The sequence below is a fragment of the Pseudomonas donghuensis genome (genome assembly GCF_000259195.1).
Lineage (GTDB): Bacteria > Pseudomonadota > Gammaproteobacteria > Pseudomonadales > Pseudomonadaceae > Aquipseudomonas > Aquipseudomonas donghuensis.
Window position 1 is genome coordinate 167,617 of record NZ_JH650766.1, and the last position, 20,558, is coordinate 188,174.

Sequence of the window (20,558 nt, forward strand, 5' to 3'; positions counted from 1 at the left end):
ACACCAACGACGGCAAAGAGCTTTCGACCTTTTGCCGCAAGTTCGAAGTGCCGCTGCGCAAAGCCCTGAGCAAGGCGGGGCGCCTGGTTGAGGATGCACACAAGCCACGTTTGCTACTGACCTTCGTCAGCGGCCGGCGGGTGTTTGTCGGCCTGGCGGCGGCGGACAACTCGGCGATGTGGCCGATGGGCATTCCGCGCCTGAAATTCCCCCGCGAAGCACCGAGCCGTTCGACCCTGAAGCTGGAAGAGGCCTGGCACCACTTCATCCCGCGCGACCAGTGGGATGCACGGCTGTCCGATGACATGACCGGGGTCGACCTCGGCGCGGCGCCGGGTGGCTGGACCTATCAACTGGTCAAGCGCGGCATGCTGGTGACCGCCATCGACAACGGTCCCATGGCCGAAAGCCTGATGGACACCGGCCTGGTCCAGCACCTGATGGCCGACGGCTTTACCTACAAGCCCAAGCAAACCGTGGACTGGATGGTCTGCGATATCGTCGAGAAGCCGGCGCGCAGTGCTGCCTTGCTGGAAACCTGGCTGGGTGAAGGCCTGTGCCGGGAGGCGGTGGTCAACCTCAAGTTGCCGATGAAGCAGCGCTATGCCGAAGTGCGGCGCTTGCTCGAACGCATCGAGGAAGGCTTCAAGGCGCGCAAGGTCAAGGTGTCGATTGGCTGCAAGCAGCTGTATCACGACCGCGAAGAAGTGACCTGCCACTTGCGCCGCCTGGATCTGAAACCGCGGTGAGGCCATCGCTGGCAAGGGTGGCTGCAAAACCTGTGGGAGCCGGCGTTGCCGGCGATCAGCCCAGCGAAGATGACCCTGCCGTGTGCATGAGCGATAATAGCTGATTGTTTCCGGAGTTCTACATGACTGACCTGACCCCAGATGCCATCCTCGACGCCACCGGCCTCAACTGCCCGGAGCCGGTGATGATGCTGCACCAGCACATCCGCGACCTGGCCGCCGGTGGCCTGCTCAAGGTGATCGCCACCGATCCCTCGACCCGTCGCGATATCCCCAAGTTCTGTGTGTTCCTGGACCACGAACTGGTCCAGCAGCAGGAAGACGCGGGCACCTACCTGTACTGGATCCGCAAGAAGCTCGACTAACGCTTTTCAGCCCGGCGAATGTGCTTGGCGCTGCTGCGCGCCAATCGAATCGCCAGCATCAGCGCCGCGCAGGTGAGCCCGGCAATCAGGCCTTCCCACAGGCCGTTGGGGCCGCTGGCCGGGCCGAACAGGTCGGTCAGGCCCAATACATAACCCACCGGCAAGCCAATGCCCCAGTAGGCGAACAGGGTCAGGATCATGGTCACCCGGGTGTCCTGGTAGCCGCGCAGGGCACCGGCGGCGATCACCTGGATGGCATCGGAGAACTGATACAGCGCGGCATACACGATGAGCATCGCGGCAATCTGGATCACTGCCGTATCCGGGGTGTAGATCGAGGCGATCGGCTCGCGCATCAGCAGGATCAAGCTGGCCGAGAAGCAGGCGAACACCAGCGCCGCGCCCAGGCCGACCAGGGCGGCGAAGCGCGCCTGGCGTGGCAACCCGGCGCCAACCGCCTGGCCAACCCGCACGGTCACCGCCATCCCCAGTGAATACGGAATCATGAACAGCAGCGAGCTGATGTTCAGGGCAATCTGGTGCCCGGCGACCACGGTCGGGCCGAGGCTGCCGATCAGCAAGGCAATCACCGCGAAGATGCTCGACTCGGCGAATACTGCGATACCGATCGGCAGACCGACGCCGATCAGGCGCTTGATCACCGGCCACTGCGGCTTGTCGCAGCGCACCAGCACCCGGCTTTGGGCATAGGCCGGGGCCCAGCGGGTCCAGGCGGCCATGCTCAGGGCCATGAACCACATGACAATGCCACTGGCCCAGCCGCAACCGACGCCGCCCAGGGCCGGCAGGCCCAGATGGCCGTAGATCAGCACATAGTTCAGTGGAATGTTCAGCAGCAGGCCGGACAGGCCGATGACCATGCTTGGCCGGGTCCGGCCCAGGGCATCGCTATAGCAGCGCAGCACGTAATAAAGGGCGACGCCGGGGAAGCCGAAGGCAATGCCTTGCAAATAGCCCATGCTCGGCGCCACCAGTTGCGGGTCGACTTTCATCACCTGCAGGATCGGTTCGGCGCTGAGCAACAGGCCGCTGGCAATCAGGCCAACGCTCAGCGCCAGCCACAACGCCTGACGCACCAGCGGGCCGATCTCGGCATGCTGGCCGGCACCATAGCGCTGGGCAACCTTGGGCGTGGTCGCCAGCAGGGTGCCGGTCATCAGCAGGTACACCGGGATCCAGATCGAGTTGCCCAGGGCCACGGCTGCCAGGTCGCGCGGGCTGACCCGGCCAGCCATCACCGCATCGACAAAGCCCATGGCGGTGGTCGCCAGCTGGGCAATGATGATTGGCGTGGCCAGCATCAGCAGGCCGCGCAGCTCGGTGCGGACCCGCGCCGGACGCGACAGGGCAGGGGTTGGGGTATCGGCAGTCATCGGTGTCACAAGGCAGGCGTCCACATAAAAGATGGGCAAAGCCGGCTAGTCTACGCCTTGACGCGGCAGTCAGGAAACCTTGCCTGCCTGTGGATCAGTCCACCCGTATCGGCCTACACTGCGCACCCCGATAGGAGAGCGCCATGCTGATTGTTGCTGACGAGAATATCCCGCTGCTCGATGCCTTCTTTGCCGGCTTCGGCGAGATCCGCCGTTATCCCGGGCGCGCTATCGATGCCGCCTGCGTGAAGGACGCCGACGTGCTGCTGGTGCGTTCGGTGACCCAGGTCGACCGGGCCTTGCTCGAAGGCAGCCAGGTGAAGTTTGTCGGCACCTGCACCATCGGCACCGATCACCTGGCCCTGGACTACTTCGCCGAGGCCGGTATTCACTGGTCCAGCGCGCCGGGTTGCAACGCCCGTGGGGTGGTCGATTATGTGCTCGGCAGCCTGCTGACCCTGGCCGAACTCGACGGCGCCAGCTTGTCTGCGCGTACCTATGGGGTGGTGGGGGCCGGTGAAGTCGGTGGGCGCCTGGTCGAGGTGCTGCGTGGCCTGGGCTGGCAGGTGCTGGTGTGTGATCCGCCGCGTCAGGCGCGCGAAGGCGGCGACTACGTGAGCCTGGAGCAGGTGCTTGAACAGTGCGATGTGATCAGCCTGCATACCCCGCTGACCCGCGGCGGCGAGCTGCCGACCTGGCACCTGCTTGGCCAGGAGCAACTGGCCTGCCTGCGCCCCGGCGCCTGGTTGATCAATGCCAGCCGTGGCCCGGTGGTCGACAACCAGGCCCTGCGCCAGCTACTGCGCGAGCGCGATGATATCCAGGCGGTGCTTGATGTCTGGGAAGGTGAGCCCCAGGTCGACCTGGCCCTGGCCGACCTCTGCGTGATTGCCACCCCGCATATTGCCGGCTACAGCCTGGACGGCAAGCAACGCGGCACGGCGCAGATCTATCAGGCGTTCTGCGCTTGGCGCGGCGAACCTGAGCGGGTGCAACTGGCCGACCTGCTACCGCAGCCGTGGCTGGCCGAAATCGCCTTGCAGGCCGAGACCGATCCGGCCTGGGCCCTGGCCACCCTGTGCCGCGCAGTGTACGACCCGCGCCGCGACGATGCTGACTTTCGCCGTAGTTTGAGCCGCGACCCGGCTCAGCAGAAGGCCGCCTTCGACCGCCTGCGCAAACACTACCCGCCGCGTCGCGAGATCGAAGGTCTGGCCGTGCGCTTGCACGGCCAGGCGCCGCAGTTGGCGCAGATGGCCCGCGCCCTGGGCGCAGTGCTGGTCTGAATCGCGGGCAATAAAAACCCGGCGCGTGCGCCGGGTTGAAGAATTCGGGTGGGTCAGTCTTTCTTGGCGAGTTCTACCCGGCTTTTTTCCAGCTCCTCGCAGGCATGCTGGATCATCTCTTCGGTGATGATAATTTCTTTACCATCCTTGTCGATGATCGTGCCGCCTACCGATGCCTGCGGGTTAGGCACGGGTTTTTCCTGGGTATTGCCTTGTTGCAAGCTCATTTCCTGTCTCCTCATCAGGTTGCAAGCTCAGACTAGAATCGCCTCGTGACCGGCCTGTGACAGCTCTTTCGTTTATCACTGTGCGACCTGTCCACTCCACCAGAAAGGTGAGTAAACCTCCAGTGGTACTTTAGACCGAAACGGTCTAGCCCGCTGCGCCCTGGGTCTTATATGCCCAGGTTCTGGTTCCGACGCCTGCCATTACCGGGAGTTCCTTGGCGCTGGACGAGCGGTCCGGTGTAGGCTGGCGCAAACAGCAGACAAGCGGCGTACTCCATGCTCAACCGGTTTTCTCCCCGCCAGCGCCAGGCCATGCGCCTGGGGTGGCGCTTCATCCGTCCTTACCGCAAGCAGGTGCTGCTGGCCTTGCTGGCGCTGATAGTCACCGCGGCGATTACCCTGTCCATGGGCCAGGGCATCCGCCTGTTGGTCGACCAGGGCTTCATGACCCGCTCGCCGCACCTGCTCAATCAGTCCATCGGCCTGTTCCTGCTATTGGTGCTGGCCCTGGCGATCGGCACCTTCAGCCGCTTTTACCTGGTGTCCTGGATTGGCGAGCGTTGCGTGGCCGATATCCGCCAGCAGGTGTTCGACCACCTGATCGACCTGCACCCGGGCTTTTTCGAAAACAACCGCAGCTCGGAAATCCAGTCGCGGCTGACCGCCGATACCACCTTGCTGCAGTCGGTGATCGGCTCGTCGCTGTCGTTGTTCCTGCGCAATGCCTTGATGGTGCTGGGCGGGATCGTCCTGCTGTTTGTCACCAACCCCAAGCTCACCAGTATCGTGGTGCTGGCCTTGCCGCTGGTGCTGGCGCCGATCCTGATCTTCGGCCGGCGGGTGCGCAGCCTGTCGCGGCAAAGCCAGGACCGGGTGGCCGATGTTGGCAGTTACGTGGCCGAAACCCTCGGCCAGATCAAGACCGTGCAGGCCTACAACCATCAGGCCAGTGACCAGCAGCGATTCGCCACGACGGTCGAGGCGGCCTTCGCTGTGGCACGCCAGCGCATCCTCCAGCGCGCCTGGCTGATCACCTTGGTGATCGTGTTGGTGCTTGGCGCGGTCGGGGTGATGCTCTGGGTCGGTGGCATGGATGTGATCGCCGGGCGCATTTCCGGGGGTGAACTGGCCGCTTTCGTGTTCTACAGCCTGATCGTCGGCAGTGCTTTTGGTACCTTGAGCGAAGTGATCGGTGAGCTGCAGCGTGCCGCAGGGGCGGCCGAGCGGATTGCCGAGCTGCTGGCGGCGCGCAGCGAGATTGTTGCGCCGGCGCAAGGCCTGCAGCGTACGGCTGCGCGGGCCAGCGGGCGGGTCGAGTTGCAGGCCGTGGGTTTTGCCTATCCGTCACGGCCGACGCCGCCCGCCATCGATGGCTTGAGCCTGACGGTCGAGCCCGGCGAAACCCTGGCCCTGGTCGGCCCGTCGGGGGCGGGCAAGTCGACGCTGTTCGACCTGCTGCTGCGTTTTTATGACCCGCAGCAAGGGTGCATCCGGCTCGATGGCCAGGATATCAGTCGCCTGGATCCCCAGGACCTGCGCCGCCACTTCGCCCTGGTGGCGCAAAACCCGGCGCTGTTTTTTGGGACGGTGGAAGACAACATCCGCTACGGGCGGGCCGATGCCACCGTCGAGCAGGTCCAGGCCGCGGCCCGCAGTGCCCATGCCCATGAATTCATCCTGCAGTTGCCCAAGGGTTATCAGACCCATCTGGGGGATGCTGGCCTCGGATTGTCGGGTGGTCAGCGCCAGCGCCTGGCGATTGCCCGGGCGTTGCTGATGGATGCACCGATCCTGTTGCTCGATGAAGCCACCAGCGCCCTCGATGCCCAGAGCGAGCACCTGATCCAGCAAGCGCTGCCGACCTTGATGAGCGGGCGCACCACCCTGGTGATCGCCCATCGCCTGGCCACGGTGCAGCATGCTGATCGCATTGCGGTGATCGACCAGGGCCGGTTGGTGGCGATCGGCAGTCATCGCCAGTTGATTGCCGAGAGCCCCTTGTATGCGCGGCTGGCGGCGTTGCAGTTCAACACCATGACGGATTTGTGACGGCCTCCTACAGACTGTCACAATTCTGTAGCAATGCCTTGAGACTATCTGCTCCAGCTGTTGCGTAATGCTTGAACCTGGCTGCTATCGATCGATGGCAGCTTTTTTTTGGCCTGCCGTCAGCGGCCAAAGAACAAGGACAGGGAGGTCTTTGCCGGGTCGACGCCACGTGCGTCGCGTCCTCATTCCTTGTTTCGGGACTTCTTCCGATGTTGCGTACATCCCTCAGAGTACAAATCCTCGCCTTGCTCGGCGGCAGCCTGCTGGCGATTCTGCTGATCGCCCTGGTGTGTTTTCAATTGTTGTCCTCCAGCGTGCGTGGCTATGGGCAATTGATCGACGGGCCGTTGCAGGCGTCGCAGTTGATCGATGAGGCCAACCTGCAGTTCAAGGTTCAGGTCCAGGAATGGAAGAACGTGCTGCTGCGCGGCAAGCAGCCCACCGAGCTGGACAAGTACTGGCAGCAGTTCTTGGCGCGCGAGCAGCAGGTGCAAGGCATCCTTGACCAGTTGATCGAGCACAGCGAGCAGCCGCTCAAGGCCCGCGCCGAGCAGCTCAAGGACAGTCACCGGCAGTTGGGCCAGGCATACGCACAAGGGCGTCAGGCGTTTCTGGCCGCGGGTGCTGATCCTGCGGTCGGCGACCAGGCGGTTAAAGGCGTCGACCGCGCCGCCAGCGAACAGATGAGCGCGCTGGTCACGCAACTGCGCACTGATGCCCAGGCGCGCGCCCAGGCCATCAGCCAGTCGGCTGAGCGCACCGTCTGGCTGGGGCTGCTGGTGATGTTCGGCTCGGCCGTGCTGGTCGGCCTGTTCAGCCTGTGGCTGGTCAACCGCAGCCTGATCGAGCCGATCCGCAGCTTGATCGACTATGTCGCGCAACTGAGCCAAGGGCGCTTCGAGGCCCGGGTCGCCAGTGAGCGTCGGGATGAGCTGGGGCGGCTGGCAGTGGCGGCCAATACCCTGCGCGACTTTCTTGCCGACACCTTCAGCCGCCTGCAGCGCAACGCCGGTGAGCTGGAAAGCGCCAGCGGTGAATTGCGCGGCATTGCCGGCAACATGGCGCGCGGCACCGACGATCAGTTCCAGCGTACCGACCAGGTCGCCACGGCGATGCATGAAATGTCCGCGACCGCCCAGGAAGTTGCCCGCCATGCCGCCGACGCCGCGCGTGCCGCCGATGAAGCCGATCACAGCGCCCAGGCCGGCGAGCAGGTGATGCAGCAGACCATCGACACCATTGCCGTGGTCAACCAGGAAATCGCCGGCACCGCCGTGGTGATTCGTCATCTGCAAGCCGATAGCGGGCGCATTGGCAAGGTCCTGGAAGTGATTCGCGGTATTGCCGAGCAGACCAACCTGTTGGCGCTCAATGCTGCCATTGAGGCGGCGCGGGCCGGGGAGGCCGGGCGCGGCTTTGCCGTGGTCGCCGATGAAGTGCGCAGCCTGGCCCAGCGTACAGCGTCCTCCATTGCCGAAATCAACCAGATCATCAGTGCCGTGCAGTCCGGCGCGGTGGACGCGGTCAAGGCCATCGAAAGCGGCCAGCGGCGCAGCGAGGAGGGGGCCGAACAGGTGCAGCAGGCCGGGCAGATGCTGCAGCGCATCACCGTGGCGGTGGAGGCCATTCGCGATATGAACCGGCAGATTGCCACGGCCGCCGAAGAGCAAACCAGCGTTGCCGAGGATATCTCCCGCAACCTGGTGGAAATCACCCGCATCGCCACCACCAACCAGCAGGCCGTGCAGCAGACCGAGCAGGCCGGCCAGCATTTGCATGGGCTGTCCGGGCAGCTTGGCGAAGTCACCGCACGCCTGAGTGCTTGAGCAGCGAAGGGGGAAATCCGCCACATCCAGCGTCCGTAGCCTGGCAATGTGGCGGATTGTCGCCAGCTAAACCGTTAAAGTTGGGGTGCGACGACTCGTCCTAGCTATTAGCCGTTGGTCTTGTGAAAGTTGGCCCGTTTCCTGCTTTAAGGCGACCCACCCTGACAGCGGCGGCCTTGCCCCGTGTCTGGCGTGACGACCGTTCCCGATCCATCGAACAACCCCAGCCGCCATCCATTGCCTGTGCATCCGGCCGACTGCCTGAGCACCAGCTACGCTGAGCCTTGGACTGCGCGAGCAACAACAAGAATCCGGGCGTGCACTACGGGACCTGCGGTCATTGCCAATTACTTCACTTCAATTGGATTGAACTATGAAAAAAATCCTGCTGACGCTCCTGTGCCTGAGTGTCATCGGTTGCTCCAAGCCCAGTGAGCCCGAGAAAACCGTAGACGTGCTGCTGATCGGCGGCGGCATCATGAGTGCAAGCCTGGGTACCTACCTCAATGAGCTGGAACCCGGTTGGTCGATCGACATCTACGAGCGCCTGGACAAGGTCGCCGAAGAAAGCTCCAACGCCTGGAACAACGCCGGTACCGGTCACTCCGCCTTCTGCGAGCTGAACTACACCAGCGAAGGCGCCGACGGCAAGATCGATATCAGCAAGGCCGTTGGGGTCAACGAGCAGTTCGAGATCTCCAAGCAGTTCTGGGCCTACCAGATCGAGCAGAACGTGCTGAGCAACCCGAAGTCGTTCATCAACAACGTGCCGCACATGAGCTTCGTCTGGGGCGACAAGAACGTCGAGTTCCTCAAGAAGCGTCATGAAGCCCTGCAGCACAGCTCGCTGTTCCGTGGCATGGAGTACTCCGAAGACCACGAGCAGATCAAGAAGTGGGTACCGATCGTGATGGAAGGCCGTGCCGCCGACCAGAAGATCGCCGCCACCCGCATGCCGATCGGTACCGACGTCAACTTCGGCGAGATCACCCGCCAGCTGTTCGCCTCGCTGACCAAGCACGACAACGTCAAGCTGCACGTCCAGCACGAAGTGCGCGACATCGTGCGCAATGCCGACAACACCTGGACTGTGGTCGTCGCTGACCTGGCCAACAAGGGTGCCGAGAGCAGCATCAAGGCCAAGTTCGTCTTCATCGGTGCCGGTGGTGGCGCCCTGAAGCTGCTGCAGAAGTCGGGCATCCCTGAAGCAGACGGCTATGCCGGCTTCCCGGTCGGTGGCCAGTTCCTGATGACCGACAACCAGGACATCGTTGCCCGTCACAAGGCCAAGCTGTACGGCAAGGCGTCGGTCGGTGCACCGCCGATGTCGGTTCCGCACCTGGACACCCGCGTGATCGACGGCAAGGAAGTGCTGCTGTTCGGCCCGTTTGCCACCTTCTCGACCAAGTTCCTGAAGAACGGCTCGCTGCTGGACATGTTCGCGGCGCTGACTACCCACAACATCATGCCGATGACCCACGCCGGTATCGACAACATCGACCTGAGCACCTACCTGATGGGTCAGTTGATGCTGAGCTTCGATGACCGCATGACGGCCCTGCGCGAGTACTTCCCGAACGCCAAGAACGAAGACTGGAAGCTGCTGCAGGCCGGTCAACGCGTCCAGGTGATCAAGAAGGACCCTGAGCACGGCGGCATCCTGCAGTTCGGTACCGAAGTCGTTGCTGCCCAGGACGGCACCATTGCCGCACTGCTGGGCGCCTCGCCAGGTGCCTCGACCGCTGCGCCGATCATGCTGACCGTGCTGGAAAAGACCTTCAAGGATCGCATCAAGACCCCTGAGTGGCAGGCCAAGCTGAAGGAAATCGTTCCGACCTATGGCCAGAAGCTCAACAACAACCTTGAGCTGACCAACAAGACCCGTGAATGGAGCAGCTCGCGTCTGGGCCTGCTGTATGTTCCGGTGCTGCCGGAAGCGGCCGCTGCGGTACAGGCTGAGCCTGCGCTGTAAGCATTTGCTACGGTAGAAACAAACAACCCCCTGTTCAGGGGGTTGTTTGTTTCAGGCCTTCAAAAAGCATCGCCGGTTCTGGATCAGTGCCGCTTCTTGCGGTGACTGTCCGCCAGGTTATTACCCAGCGCACCACCGGCTGCACCACCCAAGCCTGCGCCAATCGCCGAGCCGGTGCTGCCACCCAGTTTGCCGCCTACCAGCGAGCCACCGGCCGAACCCAGGCCGCCACCAATGGCTGCCTTGGTCTTGTTGCCTTTCTTCGCGGCCATGGCGCTGCCCGCTGCACCACCGACACCGGCACCAATGGCCGCGCCGGTGCTGCCACCCAGCTTTTGCCCGACCACGTTACCCAATACACCACCCAGGCCACCGCCTACAGCGGTCTGGCCATCGCCGGCCATGGCGCCTTGTGCACACAGCAGGCCCAGGGTCAGGGCGGCAAGAGTCTTACGCATGTGAATCAACCTCAATGTTCGAAAGGCGCGCATTCTGCTGGTAGCGCCGTCGCCGTGCAATGCTGGCCAGTGCTGCTCGTCTGCCGGGCACGAAAAAGCCCGCACGAGGGCGGGCTTTTTGTTGAGTAATCTGGTCGGAGAGACAGGATTCGAACCTGCGGCCTTCTCGTCCCGAACGAGACGCGCTACCTGGCTGCGCTACACTCCGATGGAGAAAATATTACTCAAAATTCTCTCCTCGGCAAGCCCCCGAAAGCGGCTTGTCGATCAGCTCACAGGTCCTTGACGGTACGGACCTGGTCCTTGTTGATGCGGGTGCGCTTGCCGTCCAGCTGTTCGAATTCGTAGAAGCCCGAGTCTTCATCGTATTGCGGAGTATCGACCGCCTGGATTTCGCGACCGTCGTTCAGGGTAATGACGGTTGGCGAAGCGCAGCCGGCCAGGGTGCCAAGACCCAGGGCGAGCAGGAAAGCGGGAAGAGTCCGTTGAATCATTGTGTTTCTCCAGTAAAGGATGGTGCGTAATGGTTCTTGAGACGCATGGCGCCTGCGCAAGTTCCGTGCAGATTGCAGCATAGCGGCAATCCAGCATTATTGACTGGGCACAATGCCTGGCCCGGTGGCGGGCGCGAGGCGGGCAGGGCTGTGATATAACACCGCTCATTCGTTCCTATCAATGGATTCAAGGTCCCATGAAAGCCAAGGCAGATGTACCTTTCGTGCCGCTGAACATTGCCGTACTGACCGTCAGCGATACCCGCACCCTGGAAACCGACACCTCCGGCCAGGTGTTCGTCGACCGCCTGGCCGAGGCCGGCCACGCCCTCGCTGCGCGGGTGCTGCTCAAGGACGATCTGTACAAGATCCGCGCTCAGGTCGCGACCTGGATCGCCGATGAGCAGGTGCAGGTGGTGCTGATCACTGGCGGTACCGGCTTCACCGGGCGTGACAGCACGCCGGAAGCCGTGGCTTGCCTGCTGGACAAGCAGGTCGATGGTTTCGGCGAGCTGTTTCGCCATATCTCCCTGGCCGATATCGGCACCTCCACCGTGCAGTCCCGCGCCTTGGCCGGCCTGGCCAATGGCACCCTGGTGTGCTGCCTGCCGGGCTCGACCAATGCCGTGCGCACCGGTTGGGACGGTATCCTTGCCGAGCAACTCGACGCCCGTCATCGCCCGTGCAACTTCGTCACCCACCTCAAGCAGGCTGCGCCCTGCGAAAGCCGTGGTTGAGACGCCCATGCACACGCCATTGATGCCCGTCGAAGACGCCCTGGCCAAATTGCTCGCGCTGGCCGAAGCCGCGCCAATCAACGACACCGAGCAGGTCGCGCTGGCCGCCGCCGAAGGCCGCGTGCTGGCCCACGAGCTGGTATCGAGCCTCGACCTGCCGCCCTGGCCCAACAGCGCCATGGACGGCTACGCCCTGCGCCTGGCCGACTGGACTGGCGCGCCGTTGCCGGTCAGCCAGCGGATATTCGCCGGGCATACTCCCGAGCCGTTGCAGCCGGGCACCTGTGCACGAATCTTTACCGGGGCGCCGCTGCCTGTGGGGGCCGATTGCGTCGAAATGCAGGAAAACGCCGAGCTGCTGGACGATCAGCGTGTGCGTTTCACCGAGCCGCTGCGCGTCGGCCAGAACATTCGCCCGCAAGGCCAGGAGACCCGGGTTGGCGAGGCGGTATTGGCCGCCGGTACGCGCCTTGGGCCCATCGAGTTGGGCCTGGCCGCGTCACTGGGCTGCGCCGAACTGACGGTGGTGCGGCGGGTGAAGGTCGCGGTGCTGTCGACCGGGGATGAGCTGGTCGAGCCCGGCTTGCCCCTCGGTCCCGGACAGATCTACAACAGCAACCGGCGGTTGCTTGGCAGCTGGCTGCAACGCCTGGGCTGCGAAGTGATCGATGCAGGCATTCTTGCTGACGACCTGGAGAAAACCCGTGAATGCCTGGCCGGGTTGCAGGACGTCGATCTGATTCTGTCTACCGGTGGCGTTTCGGTGGGCGAGGCGGATTACCTGGGCATCGCACTGCGTGAAGAAGGCGAGCTGTCGTTGTGGAAGTTGGCGATCAAGCCGGGCAAGCCGCTGACCTTTGGTCATTACAAAGGCGTGCCGGTCATCGGCTTGCCTGGCAATCCGGCCTCGACCCTGGTGACCTTCGGCTTGTTGACCCGGCCTTACCTGCTGCGCCGCCAGGGCGTCAGCGAGGTCACGCCACTGCAGTTCCCGGTACCGGCCGGATTCGACTGGCCCAAGGCCGGAAGCCGCCGCGAGTACCTGCGCGGGCGTCTGGAGCAGGGCAGTGCGTTGATCTACAAAAACCAGAGTTCGGGTGTATTGCGCAGTGCTGCCTGGGCCGAGGGGCTGGTCGAAGTCCGTGAGGGCCAGACCCCGGGCAAAGGCGATATCGTCCAGTTCATTCCCTTGAGCGAACTACTTGGCTGATCGGCTGAGCAGCGTGCCGTCCACCAGGGTGGCACTGCTTGGCGCACGCAGGCTGGGACGTGCATGCACGCTTTCCAGCTGGGCGGCGGCGACACTCCAGTCATGCCGGCAGCAGACAAACTCCCGGGCCGCTTGCGACAACTGGCGCAGGCGCCAGGGCTGGTTCAGCAGTTGGGTAATCATCAGGGCCAGCTGGTCGCCATCGTCACTGGCCAGATAGTGCTCGCCATGGGTCACTTGCAGGCCGGACACACCTTTGCCCGTCGTCACCACCGGCAGCCCGGCGGCCATGGCTTCCAGTACCTTGATCTTCGAGCCGCCGCCGTAGCGTAGCGGGGCGAAGAAGATTGCCGAGTTGCGTTGCAGTTCGCGCAGGTCAGGCAGGTAACCGATCCATTCGATCCGCGGGTCAGTCCAGCGCAGTTTCCAGCTGGGCGGCAAGGCGTGGCCGACCACCGCCAGGCGCACCGCCGGGTTGCTCAGCCAGACTTGCGGCAGAATGTCCTCCAGCGCCCATTCGATGGCCTCAAGGTTGGCGCCATACTCGAAGTTGCCGACAAACAGCAGGCGCTGGCTGTGCAGCGAGGGCTGGATGTCCTGGTAGTGCGCGCAGTCCACGCCGTTGATCACCACCGACACCGCAGAACCGGTCACCTGGCTGATGTGCTCGGCGTCAGTGGGGCTGACCGCCACCACTTCATGGGCCTGGCTGAGCACACGGTTCTCCCAGCGCCGATAACGCCAGCGATCGAAGGCATTGAAGGGGCGCAGCCACAGTGGCAAGCGGTCGTGACAGGCGGCGCCGTTGACGGATTCGATGTTGTGTTCACTGAGCACGAACGGCAGCCGGCGACTCTGCAGGGCTTTTTCGAATGGCTGAAAGCTATAGCTGTGTTCGATCTGGATCACATCCCAGGGCTCGTCCAGCAATTGCTCGAAGCAGTGGCGCAGGTGCGGCGCCAGGCCATTGATACTGGCGCGCATCGGGTAGCTGGGGTAAATCGCCGCCAGCAGGTTCAGCGGGCTGTGCAAGGGGCGCCTGGGGAGCACGATCAGGCGTTCGAGCAAAGGCTCCAACGCCTGTCGGGCCGCGTCGCTGGGGAGGATCTTCGACTGCACCAGCAAGGTGATGCGATGACCGCGCTGCGCCAGGTTGCGCAGCAGGTGGTATTGCCGGGTTTTACCGCCGCTGGTGGTCGGCCAGGGCAGGTAGGGTAGTGTCCAGAGTATGCGCATGACCCCTTTCCTCAGTGTTCAGGCGGGTAACGGCATGCAGATAAAAATGGACGCGCCAAGGGGATCAGCTTGCGGCTGGCTCCGGGGCGCGTCCATAGATATCAGTAAAGCGCACGATGTCGTCCTCGCCCAGGTATTCGCCACTTTGTACTTCAATCATCACCAGATCGATCACCCCGGGGTTGGTCAGGCGGTGCACCCGTCCGGGCTTGATGAAGGTCGATTCGTTGGTGTCGAGCAGAAACTCCTCTTCGCCGTTGGTCACGCAAGCCATGCCGCTGACCACGATCCAGTGCTCGCTGCGGTGGTGATGCATCTGCAGCGACAGCGAGGCATCGGGGCGGACCATGATGCGCTTGATCTTGAACCGTGGGCCTTCCTCGAGCACGGTGTAGGTGCCCCAGGGGCGGTTGACCGTACGGTGCAGGCGGAAGGCATCGTGGCCCTGGCGCTTGAGCTGCTGGGCGATCACCTTGACCTCCTGGCTGCGGGCTGCGTCAGCGATCAGCAGGGCGTCGGGGGTATCGATGATGATCAGGTTATCCAGGCCCACCGCACCGACCAGGCGCCGTGGTGAGTCGATGTAGCAGTTACGCACATCGTGCAGCACGGTTTCGCCGGTGCAGCGGTTGCCCTGGTGATCGCCGGTCGTGAGCTCGCGCACCGCCTCCCAGCTGCCGATATCGCTCCAGCCCAGTTGGCTGGGCAGTACCGCGACCTGTTGTGAGACCTCCATCACCGCATAGTCGATGGAAATGTCCGGCACCTGGGCAAAGCTGTCCGGGTCCAGTTCCACCTGGCACTCGCGCGCGCCTTCCTTGCAGGGGCTCTGGGCCAGGCAACGATTGACCGCTGCCAGCAGTTGCGGGGTGTGCAGTTCCAGTTCATGCAGGATGGCATCGACGCGCATGCAGAACATCCCGGCATTCCACAGGTGCTGGCCGCCCTCGAGGTACTGCTGTGCGGTATCGGCATCGGGTTTTTCCACGAAGCGTGCGACCTTGAAGCCATGGGCGTCGAGTGGCTGGCCCTTTTCGATGTAGCCAAATCCGGTTTCGGCGCGGGTCGGCAGCAGGCCGAATGTGGTCAGCCAGCCGTGGCTGGCCAGCGCACGGGCCTGGCTGACAGCCTGGTCGAAGGCGCTGAGGTCGTTGATCAGGTGGTCGGCCGGCAGCACCAGCAATTGTGCGTCCTCACCATACAGCCGGGCGCAGTGCAGGGCGGCTGCGGCGATGGCGGCAGCGGTGTTGCGGCCAAAGGGTTCAAGGATATAGTCCAGGGCCAGGTTAGCCTTGTTCAACTGGCGGAACTCGTCTTGGGTGCGGAAGAACACCTCGCGGTTGGTCACTGTCAGTACCCGCTCGACATCGGCCAGCCGACTGGCGCGGGCGAAGGTCTTCTGCAGCAGGCTCTGGCCATCGGGCAGGCGCATGAACGGCTTGGGCATGGTTTCGCGCGATACCGGCCACAGGCGGGTGCCGGCGCCGCCAGCGATGATGCAAGGGATCAGAACACTCATCTCACAGCCTCGAGTCAGGGGCACTGCCTGGGCAGTGCGGCAAAAGTAAACAGGGCAACCTGGCAGGCTTTTGCGCAATGAGTCAAGAAAATGACTTTTACCACTGGCGCCATCCATAAAGGCCAAATATTTGTCGAATGATGCGCCTGGGCGGCGAAGCTTTCAATGATATTTGTATGAATGGTGTGCAAATGACTGCTGAAACGTTAAGTGCGATGCAGTAAAAGCGCGCCAGAAAAGGCGTCGATACTCGATGCTCAATGGGGTCTGGGCATTGGTCATGGCCGCCAGGCTGGAGGCGGGCACGTGCTGTGCCCCGGCCTTGCGTGTGCGCCTGGCGCCAGGTGTACTGCTGCTCAGTCGTCCAGGCTGATGATCTGCTCGCGCACGGCAAACAGCACCAGGCCGGCAACATCGTAGATTTGCAGGCGTTTCATGATCTGCGAGCGGTGGGTTTCCACGGTCTTGATGCTCAGGCCCAGGCCCTGGGCGATTTCTCGCGTCGATTTGCCGCGCACGATCAGGCGCAGGATCTCCAGTTGGCGGGCGGTGAGGTTGTGCTTTTCGGCTGCTTCCGGCTTGCCTGATTGGGCGCGCAGCAGTGCCTGGTTGATCACGGTGTGGGCGATCGCCGGGCTCAGGTAGCGCTCGTTGCCACGCAGCGCGGCCAGCGCCTGCTCAAGTTCGGTAGCGGTGGTGTCTTTAAGCAGGTAGCCGTGGGCACCGCTTTCCAGGGCCTGCATGATCAGCTCCGGATCGGTGTGCATGGAGAGAATCAACACCTTGCTGCGACAGCCGAGGGCGCGCAAGCGGCTCAAGGCGTCCAGGCCGCTGGTGCAGCGCATGGAGATATCCAGCAAGACGATGTCCGGGTCCAGTTGCATGACCAGTTCGGGCACCTGGCCGCCGTCGTTGGCTTCGCCGATCACGGCATAGCCGGGTATATCTGACACCAGTGCGCGAACACCTGCGCGGATCAATGAGTGGTCATCCACCAACAACAATGTACAGGTCATGGGGCGTTACTTGTCTTGGCGCGTTCGAGGGTACGGGGAGGCCAGGGGAACAGGGCGTCGATCTGGGTGCCCAGGCCGGGCTGGCTGGTGACTGACAGTGTGCCATTGAGCAAGCCGGCACGCTCGAGCATTCCGGCCATGCCGCGTTGGCCTTCGTCGGCCGGATTGCTGGCGGGCAGAAAGCCCAGGCCGTCATCGCTGATCGACAGTGCCAGGCCTTCGGGCTGGCGCTGGATACGAACCACCAGGTTGTTGGCCCTGGCATGGCGCAGTATGTTGGTCACCGCCTCCTGGGTGATGCGAAAGGCGGCAATTGCCATGTCTTCCGGGATGCCGCCCAGGCGCTGACGGCACTCCAGGCTCCAGTGCACATTGGTGTTCTCCAGGGTGCGCAGCAGGTGGGCGCGCAGGCTGGCTTCCAGCCCCAGGCTAGCCAACTGCCGGGGGTTGAGGATGGCCGAGACATCGCGAACATTGGCCAGGGTGTCATCCAGGGTGCTGCGCAAAGTACTGCAGTGCTCCTGCAGCTCAGCCGGGGCACGACGTTGCAGCCAGTCGGCCTGAAGCTTGGCGGCGGTCAGCAGTTGGCCGATATCATCGTGCAGTTCGCGGCTCAGGCGCTGGCGTTCGCTTTCCTGCACCTTGAGCAACCGGTCGGCAAGTTCCGCCGGGCGCAGGGCAATCGAACGCGCCCACTGACGCAGTTGCCAGGCAATGCTCAGCAGGGCGATCAGTTGCAGGGCCAGGGCTGCGCCCGGCAACGGTTGCTCAAGCAGGTACAGGGCCAGGTTGACGGCAATCGAGGCCAGGCACAGCAGGGCGGTCGCCCAGCGCAACAGAGAGGCGCCGGGGCGCCAGCGCTTGAGTGTCTTGAGGCTTGAGAGCATAGGAAATGAAGCCACTGAAATATCGCTGTTGAAAGCCTTGCAAAGGTCAAACTAGAGGCTTTTGTCGAATTGCCTTCAATAACGTTTAAATGTCGGCGCTGGGGTGCGGCGATGAAAGTCGGCGTGCTCTGTCTTGGGGGCGCCAGGTGAGGTGCATGACTTCATCAGCGCGCATGGTATCACTTCAAATACAATTGGTCGCGAACTCTGATAACTGACTGAATAGCCAGATTTTACGGGCTGGCACGGCGGTTCCGATTGCCTTCGAATCTAGCACTATGCCATCAGTTTGTGGGGATGGAATTTTGCCCGATATCAATTAAACGGAATATTTTTTGCGAATAATTAGAGGCGCCGGAAAATACACTAAGTTTGACCTTAGTGTGCACTCGTCGGGGAGCCGGTTATCTTCGCCAGGGCATTGTTGTTATGCCGCTTAGTTGACCCTGGTTGGCGAGGAAAGTGCGCTGGCATGCGCGGTGGCGGGCGCAGTCATGGACGGTTCGGAGTGTTCGCAGAGGTGCTGGGTCTCGATGCAAGAGGTGCAGGCCAGAGCGGTTTGCGGGCTCAGGGCAGTGGCCAGGGTGTCGAGCAGTTGCACCTGTTCCTCGGTATCCAGGCTCAGGCGGCCGGTGTGCGGGTCGATCAATTCCAGTTGCCAGGCCAGCAAGGTCAGGCAGCTTTCCAGGGCCTGCAGGGCTTCACCCTGCAGCGCCGGTTGCGCCTGTGCCGGCTCCAGCAGCGCTTGCAACTGTTGGCTGTAGGCGGCGACCTCGACCAGGCCAAGGGTCTGTGCGCGCTCCACCAGGGTTGCCAGGGTGTCGTTCAGGCAGTGGCAGGCATCCGGATCGTTATCGATCAGTTGCAGGTGCAGCAGGCATTCCTCTGCCTTGGTCAGCAGCACCTGGGCGTCGATCAGGAATTCCTGCAGGGCGCTGTTGTGCAGTGCGTCGTTAGCCATCATTTGGCTCCAGCGCGAAAGGCTGGAGCAGGGGCTGGCCACCATGAGGCGATCGCTGACAAAAGCCTGACTCCGTTCATGCAATGAGAATGGCGTCACATTAATGGCTAATGGATATTGCGAACATCAGGTCTCACCCGATTGTCACTAGGGGATTCCCTGATACGGTGTTTTCGATACGACCCTTTGCGGGCGTTTGCGACAGCGGAGAGGTGAGCGCAGTAAAGCATGATGGTAAAATGACATCAATGGGCTGCAGAGCATTTTCTTCAAGGGGTCAAGCTCTGCGGCAAACGGCCGATACAGGGCCATTGGGATCATTTTCGACACACCTGGGGGCTCTTCGATGGCTGGCATTCTCGACACGGTAGACCAAAGAACGCAGCTGGTGGGCGAGAACCGCCTGGAAATCCTGATGTTCCGCCTGGCGGGCCGGCAACTGTTCGCGATCAACGTGTTCAAGGTCCAGGAAGTGCTGCAGATGCCCAAGCTGACCCTGATGCCACAGCGTCACGCGTACGTCTGTGGCGTGGTCAACTTGCGCGGGCAGACCCTGCCGGTGATCGACCTGTCCCAGGCCATCGGCATGCGCCCGCTGGAGCCGGGCCCGGGCAGCACCATCATCGTCACCGAGTACAACCGCTCGGTGCAGGCCTTTCTGGTCGGTGGCGTCGACCGCATCGTCAACATGAACTGGGAAGCCATCATGCCGCCGCCGACCAGTGCCGGTCGTCAGCACTACCTGACAGCGATCAGCAAGGTCGACGAGCAACTGGTGGAAATCATCGACGTCGAGAAGGTGCTGGCGGAAATCGTCCCGTACAGCGCCAAAGTGTCGCGCGACAAGCTCGAAGATCCGCTGCTGGGCCGTGCCCGTGGTCGCGAAGTGCTGCTGGTGGACGACTCCACCGTGGCCCTGGCGCAGCTGCGTGACACCTTGTCGCAACTGGGGGTGAAGATGCACGTGGCCAGCGATGGCCTCAAGGCCCTGCGCATGCTCAAGGGCTGGGCCGACGCTGGCGAGGATGTCTGCGAGAAGCTGCTGATGGTCTTCACCGACGCCGAAATGCCGGAAATGGACGGCTACCGCCTGACCACCGAGATCCGCAACGACCCGCGCCTGCGCTCGCTGTACGTGGTGCTGCATACGTCGTTGTCCGGCAGCTTCAACGAATCGATGGTGAAGAAGGTCGGCTGCGACAACTTCCTCTCCAAGTTCCAGCCCGACAAGCTGGTCGATGTCGTGCGCCAACGGCTGATGCTGGATGAAGCCACGGCCTGAGTCGGTATAAGCTAGGGTTTTAACCGACACAAGGCAGGTCATGATGCGCCTGAGTGCGTTGTACCGATACCCGCTCAAATCAGCGCGCGGTGAGGCGCTGCAAACCTCCTCGCTGGACCTTCTGGGGTTGAGCGGGGACCGCCGCTGGATGCTGGTGGAACGTGACAATGGGCGTTTTCTGACCCAGCGCATGTACCCGCAGATGAGCCAGCTGGCGGCCTTGCACAACGCCGACGGCAGCCTCACCCTTCAGGCACCAGGCTACCCGGCGCTGCACGTTGGCGTGCCGGAGCCCGATAGCGACCTGCGCGGCGTCACTATCTGGCGCGATACCTTTCGCGTGCCGGATGCCGGCGATGCTGCCGCGCAGTGGCTCAGTCGGTTCATCGACAAGGACGTGCGCCTGGTTCATGTGCCAGAGCAACGCACGCGTTATCTACCCAATGGTTATGGTCTGAACAGCGACCGCGTGGCGTTCGCCGACGGTTTTCCCTTGCTGCTGATTGGCCAGGCGTCGCTGGATGACCTGGTCGACAAGGTCGGGCGGCCACTGGAGATGCTGCGCTTTCGTCCCAACCTGGTGGTGGAGGGCAGTGCGGCGTTTGCCGAGGATGGCTGGAAGCGGATCCGCATCGGCGCGGTCGAGTTCCGGGTGCTCAAGCCGTGCGAGCGTTGCATCATGACCACCATTGACCCGCAGACCGGCGAGCGCAGCCCGGACCGTGAACCGCTGGCGACCTTGCGCACCTATCGGCAGAAGGAGGGGGATGTGCTGTTTGGCCAGAACCTGGTGGCGGATGGCGCGGGGGTGCTTGAGGTGGGGATGGCGGTGACGGTGCTGGAGTAACCAGGCAAGGCTTTGCCTTGCATCGCTGGCAACGCCAGCTCCC

19 protein-coding genes, 1 tRNA gene and 1 pseudogene are annotated in these 20,558 nt (G+C 63.0%); 11 read left to right on the top strand and 10 right to left on the bottom strand.

Annotation, left to right across the window (positions count from 1 at the left end):
* Together rlmM and tusA are read left to right on the top strand one after the other, a co-directional pair.
* On the top strand, positions 1–749 hold a 749-nt coding region (rlmM, locus tag UW3_RS27080; RefSeq protein ID WP_010223350.1), incomplete at its 5' end, for a 23S rRNA (cytidine(2498)-2'-O)-methyltransferase RlmM.
* Positions 750–871: 122 nt separating this feature from the next.
* The gene (gene tusA, locus UW3_RS0115140; protein WP_010223351.1) at positions 872–1,114 is read left to right on the top strand and encodes a sulfurtransferase TusA; all 243 of its coding nucleotides are present in this window, start codon (positions 872–874) and stop codon (positions 1,112–1,114) included.
* Here tusA and UW3_RS0115145 read toward each other — a convergent pair.
* A complete protein-coding gene (locus tag UW3_RS0115145) occupies positions 1,111–2,508 on the bottom strand; it encodes an MATE family efflux transporter (protein ID WP_010223352.1) in 1,398 nt (465 codons plus the stop codon). The two genes, tusA and UW3_RS0115145, sit on opposite strands and share 4 nt — an antisense overlap.
* A gap of 143 nt (positions 2,509–2,651) precedes the next feature.
* On the opposite strand from UW3_RS0115145, the gene pdxB reads away from it, so the two are divergent.
* Positions 2,652–3,794, top strand: a complete 1,143-nt coding sequence (pdxB, locus tag UW3_RS0115150) for a 4-phosphoerythronate dehydrogenase PdxB (protein WP_010223353.1) — start codon at positions 2,652–2,654, stop codon at positions 3,792–3,794.
* Positions 3,795–3,847: 53 nt separating this feature from the next.
* On the opposite strand, the gene UW3_RS28995 is transcribed toward pdxB, so the two are convergent.
* The gene (locus UW3_RS28995) at positions 3,848–4,021 is read right to left on the bottom strand and encodes a PA1571 family protein (RefSeq protein ID WP_010223354.1); all 174 of its coding nucleotides are present in this window, start codon (positions 4,019–4,021) and stop codon (positions 3,848–3,850) included.
* Positions 4,022–4,297: 276 nt separating this feature from the next.
* Between UW3_RS28995 and UW3_RS0115160 the strand changes: the two genes are divergently transcribed.
* From UW3_RS0115160 to mqo, 4 genes and pseudogenes are all read left to right on the top strand, one after another.
* Positions 4,298–6,070 carry an ABC transporter transmembrane domain-containing protein gene (locus UW3_RS0115160; RefSeq protein ID WP_010223355.1) on the top strand — a complete coding sequence of 591 codons (1,773 nt, stop codon included), beginning with the start codon at positions 4,298–4,300 and terminating at the stop codon, positions 6,068–6,070.
* A gap of 782 nt (positions 6,071–6,852) precedes the next feature.
* A pseudogene (locus UW3_RS30245) lies at positions 6,853–6,963 on the top strand (hypothetical protein); the annotation flags it as partial.
* Between the two features lie 228 nt (positions 6,964–7,191).
* Positions 7,192–7,896 carry a methyl-accepting chemotaxis protein gene (locus tag UW3_RS30250; RefSeq protein WP_414867393.1) on the top strand — a complete coding sequence of 235 codons (705 nt, stop codon included), beginning with the start codon at positions 7,192–7,194 and terminating at the stop codon, positions 7,894–7,896.
* A gap of 373 nt (positions 7,897–8,269) precedes the next feature.
* On the top strand, positions 8,270–9,868 hold the full coding sequence (gene mqo, locus UW3_RS0115170) for a malate dehydrogenase (quinone) (protein WP_010223357.1): 1,599 nt from the start codon (positions 8,270–8,272) through the stop codon (positions 9,866–9,868).
* An 83-nt stretch (positions 9,869–9,951) separates the two neighbouring features.
* On the opposite strand, the gene UW3_RS0115175 is transcribed toward mqo, so the two are convergent.
* The 3 genes from UW3_RS0115175 to UW3_RS0115185 form a co-directional block, all read right to left on the bottom strand.
* On the bottom strand, positions 9,952–10,326 hold the full coding sequence (locus UW3_RS0115175; protein ID WP_010223358.1) for a hypothetical protein: 375 nt from the start codon (positions 10,324–10,326) through the stop codon (positions 9,952–9,954).
* 131 nt (positions 10,327–10,457) lie between these two features.
* Positions 10,458–10,534, bottom strand: a tRNA-Pro gene (locus UW3_RS0115180).
* Between the two features lie 64 nt (positions 10,535–10,598).
* Positions 10,599–10,820 (bottom strand): YgdI/YgdR family lipoprotein, encoded by a 222-nt coding sequence (locus UW3_RS0115185; RefSeq protein ID WP_010223359.1) that lies wholly within the window; start codon positions 10,818–10,820, stop codon positions 10,599–10,601.
* A 197-nt stretch (positions 10,821–11,017) separates the two neighbouring features.
* Between UW3_RS0115185 and moaB the strand changes: the two genes are divergently transcribed.
* Positions 11,018–11,557 (top strand): molybdenum cofactor biosynthesis protein B, encoded by a 540-nt coding sequence (moaB, locus tag UW3_RS0115190; RefSeq protein WP_010223360.1) that lies wholly within the window; start codon positions 11,018–11,020, stop codon positions 11,555–11,557.
* 7 nt (positions 11,558–11,564) lie between these two features.
* Positions 11,565–12,767, top strand: coding sequence for a molybdopterin molybdotransferase MoeA (locus UW3_RS0115195; RefSeq protein WP_010223361.1), 1,203 nt, complete (start codon positions 11,565–11,567; stop codon positions 12,765–12,767).
* Here UW3_RS0115195 and UW3_RS0115200 read toward each other — a convergent pair.
* The 5 genes from UW3_RS0115200 to UW3_RS0115220 all read right to left on the bottom strand — a co-directional run bounded on the left by UW3_RS0115200 (position 12,756) and on the right by UW3_RS0115220 (position 18,386).
* Positions 12,756–14,003 (bottom strand): glycosyltransferase family 4 protein, encoded by a 1,248-nt coding sequence (locus tag UW3_RS0115200; protein WP_010223362.1) that lies wholly within the window; start codon positions 14,001–14,003, stop codon positions 12,756–12,758. The two genes, UW3_RS0115195 and UW3_RS0115200, sit on opposite strands and share 12 nt — an antisense overlap.
* Before the next feature lie 64 nt (positions 14,004–14,067).
* A complete protein-coding gene (locus tag UW3_RS0115205; RefSeq protein WP_010223363.1) occupies positions 14,068–15,522 on the bottom strand; it encodes a mannose-1-phosphate guanylyltransferase/mannose-6-phosphate isomerase in 1,455 nt (484 codons plus the stop codon).
* A 356-nt stretch (positions 15,523–15,878) separates the two neighbouring features.
* A complete protein-coding gene (locus UW3_RS0115210; protein WP_010223364.1) occupies positions 15,879–16,538 on the bottom strand; it encodes a response regulator in 660 nt (219 codons plus the stop codon).
* Entirely contained in the window at positions 16,535–17,425 is an 891-nt protein-coding gene (locus tag UW3_RS0115215; protein ID WP_010223365.1) for a sensor histidine kinase, read from the bottom strand. Before UW3_RS0115215 ends, UW3_RS0115210 begins: the two co-directional genes overlap by 4 nt.
* 436 nt (positions 17,426–17,861) lie before the next feature.
* The gene (locus UW3_RS0115220; RefSeq protein WP_010223366.1) at positions 17,862–18,386 is read right to left on the bottom strand and encodes a hypothetical protein; all 525 of its coding nucleotides are present in this window, start codon (positions 18,384–18,386) and stop codon (positions 17,862–17,864) included.
* Between the two features lie 346 nt (positions 18,387–18,732).
* Here UW3_RS0115220 and UW3_RS0115225 point away from each other — a divergent pair, with 346 nt between their 5' ends.
* Entirely contained in the window at positions 18,733–19,668 is a 936-nt protein-coding gene (locus UW3_RS0115225) for a chemotaxis protein CheV (protein WP_010223367.1), read from the top strand.
* A 40-nt stretch (positions 19,669–19,708) separates the two neighbouring features.
* Positions 19,709–20,515 (top strand): MOSC domain-containing protein, encoded by an 807-nt coding sequence (locus UW3_RS0115230; RefSeq protein ID WP_010223368.1) that lies wholly within the window; start codon positions 19,709–19,711, stop codon positions 20,513–20,515.
* The last annotated feature ends 43 nt before the right edge of the window (positions 20,516–20,558 follow it).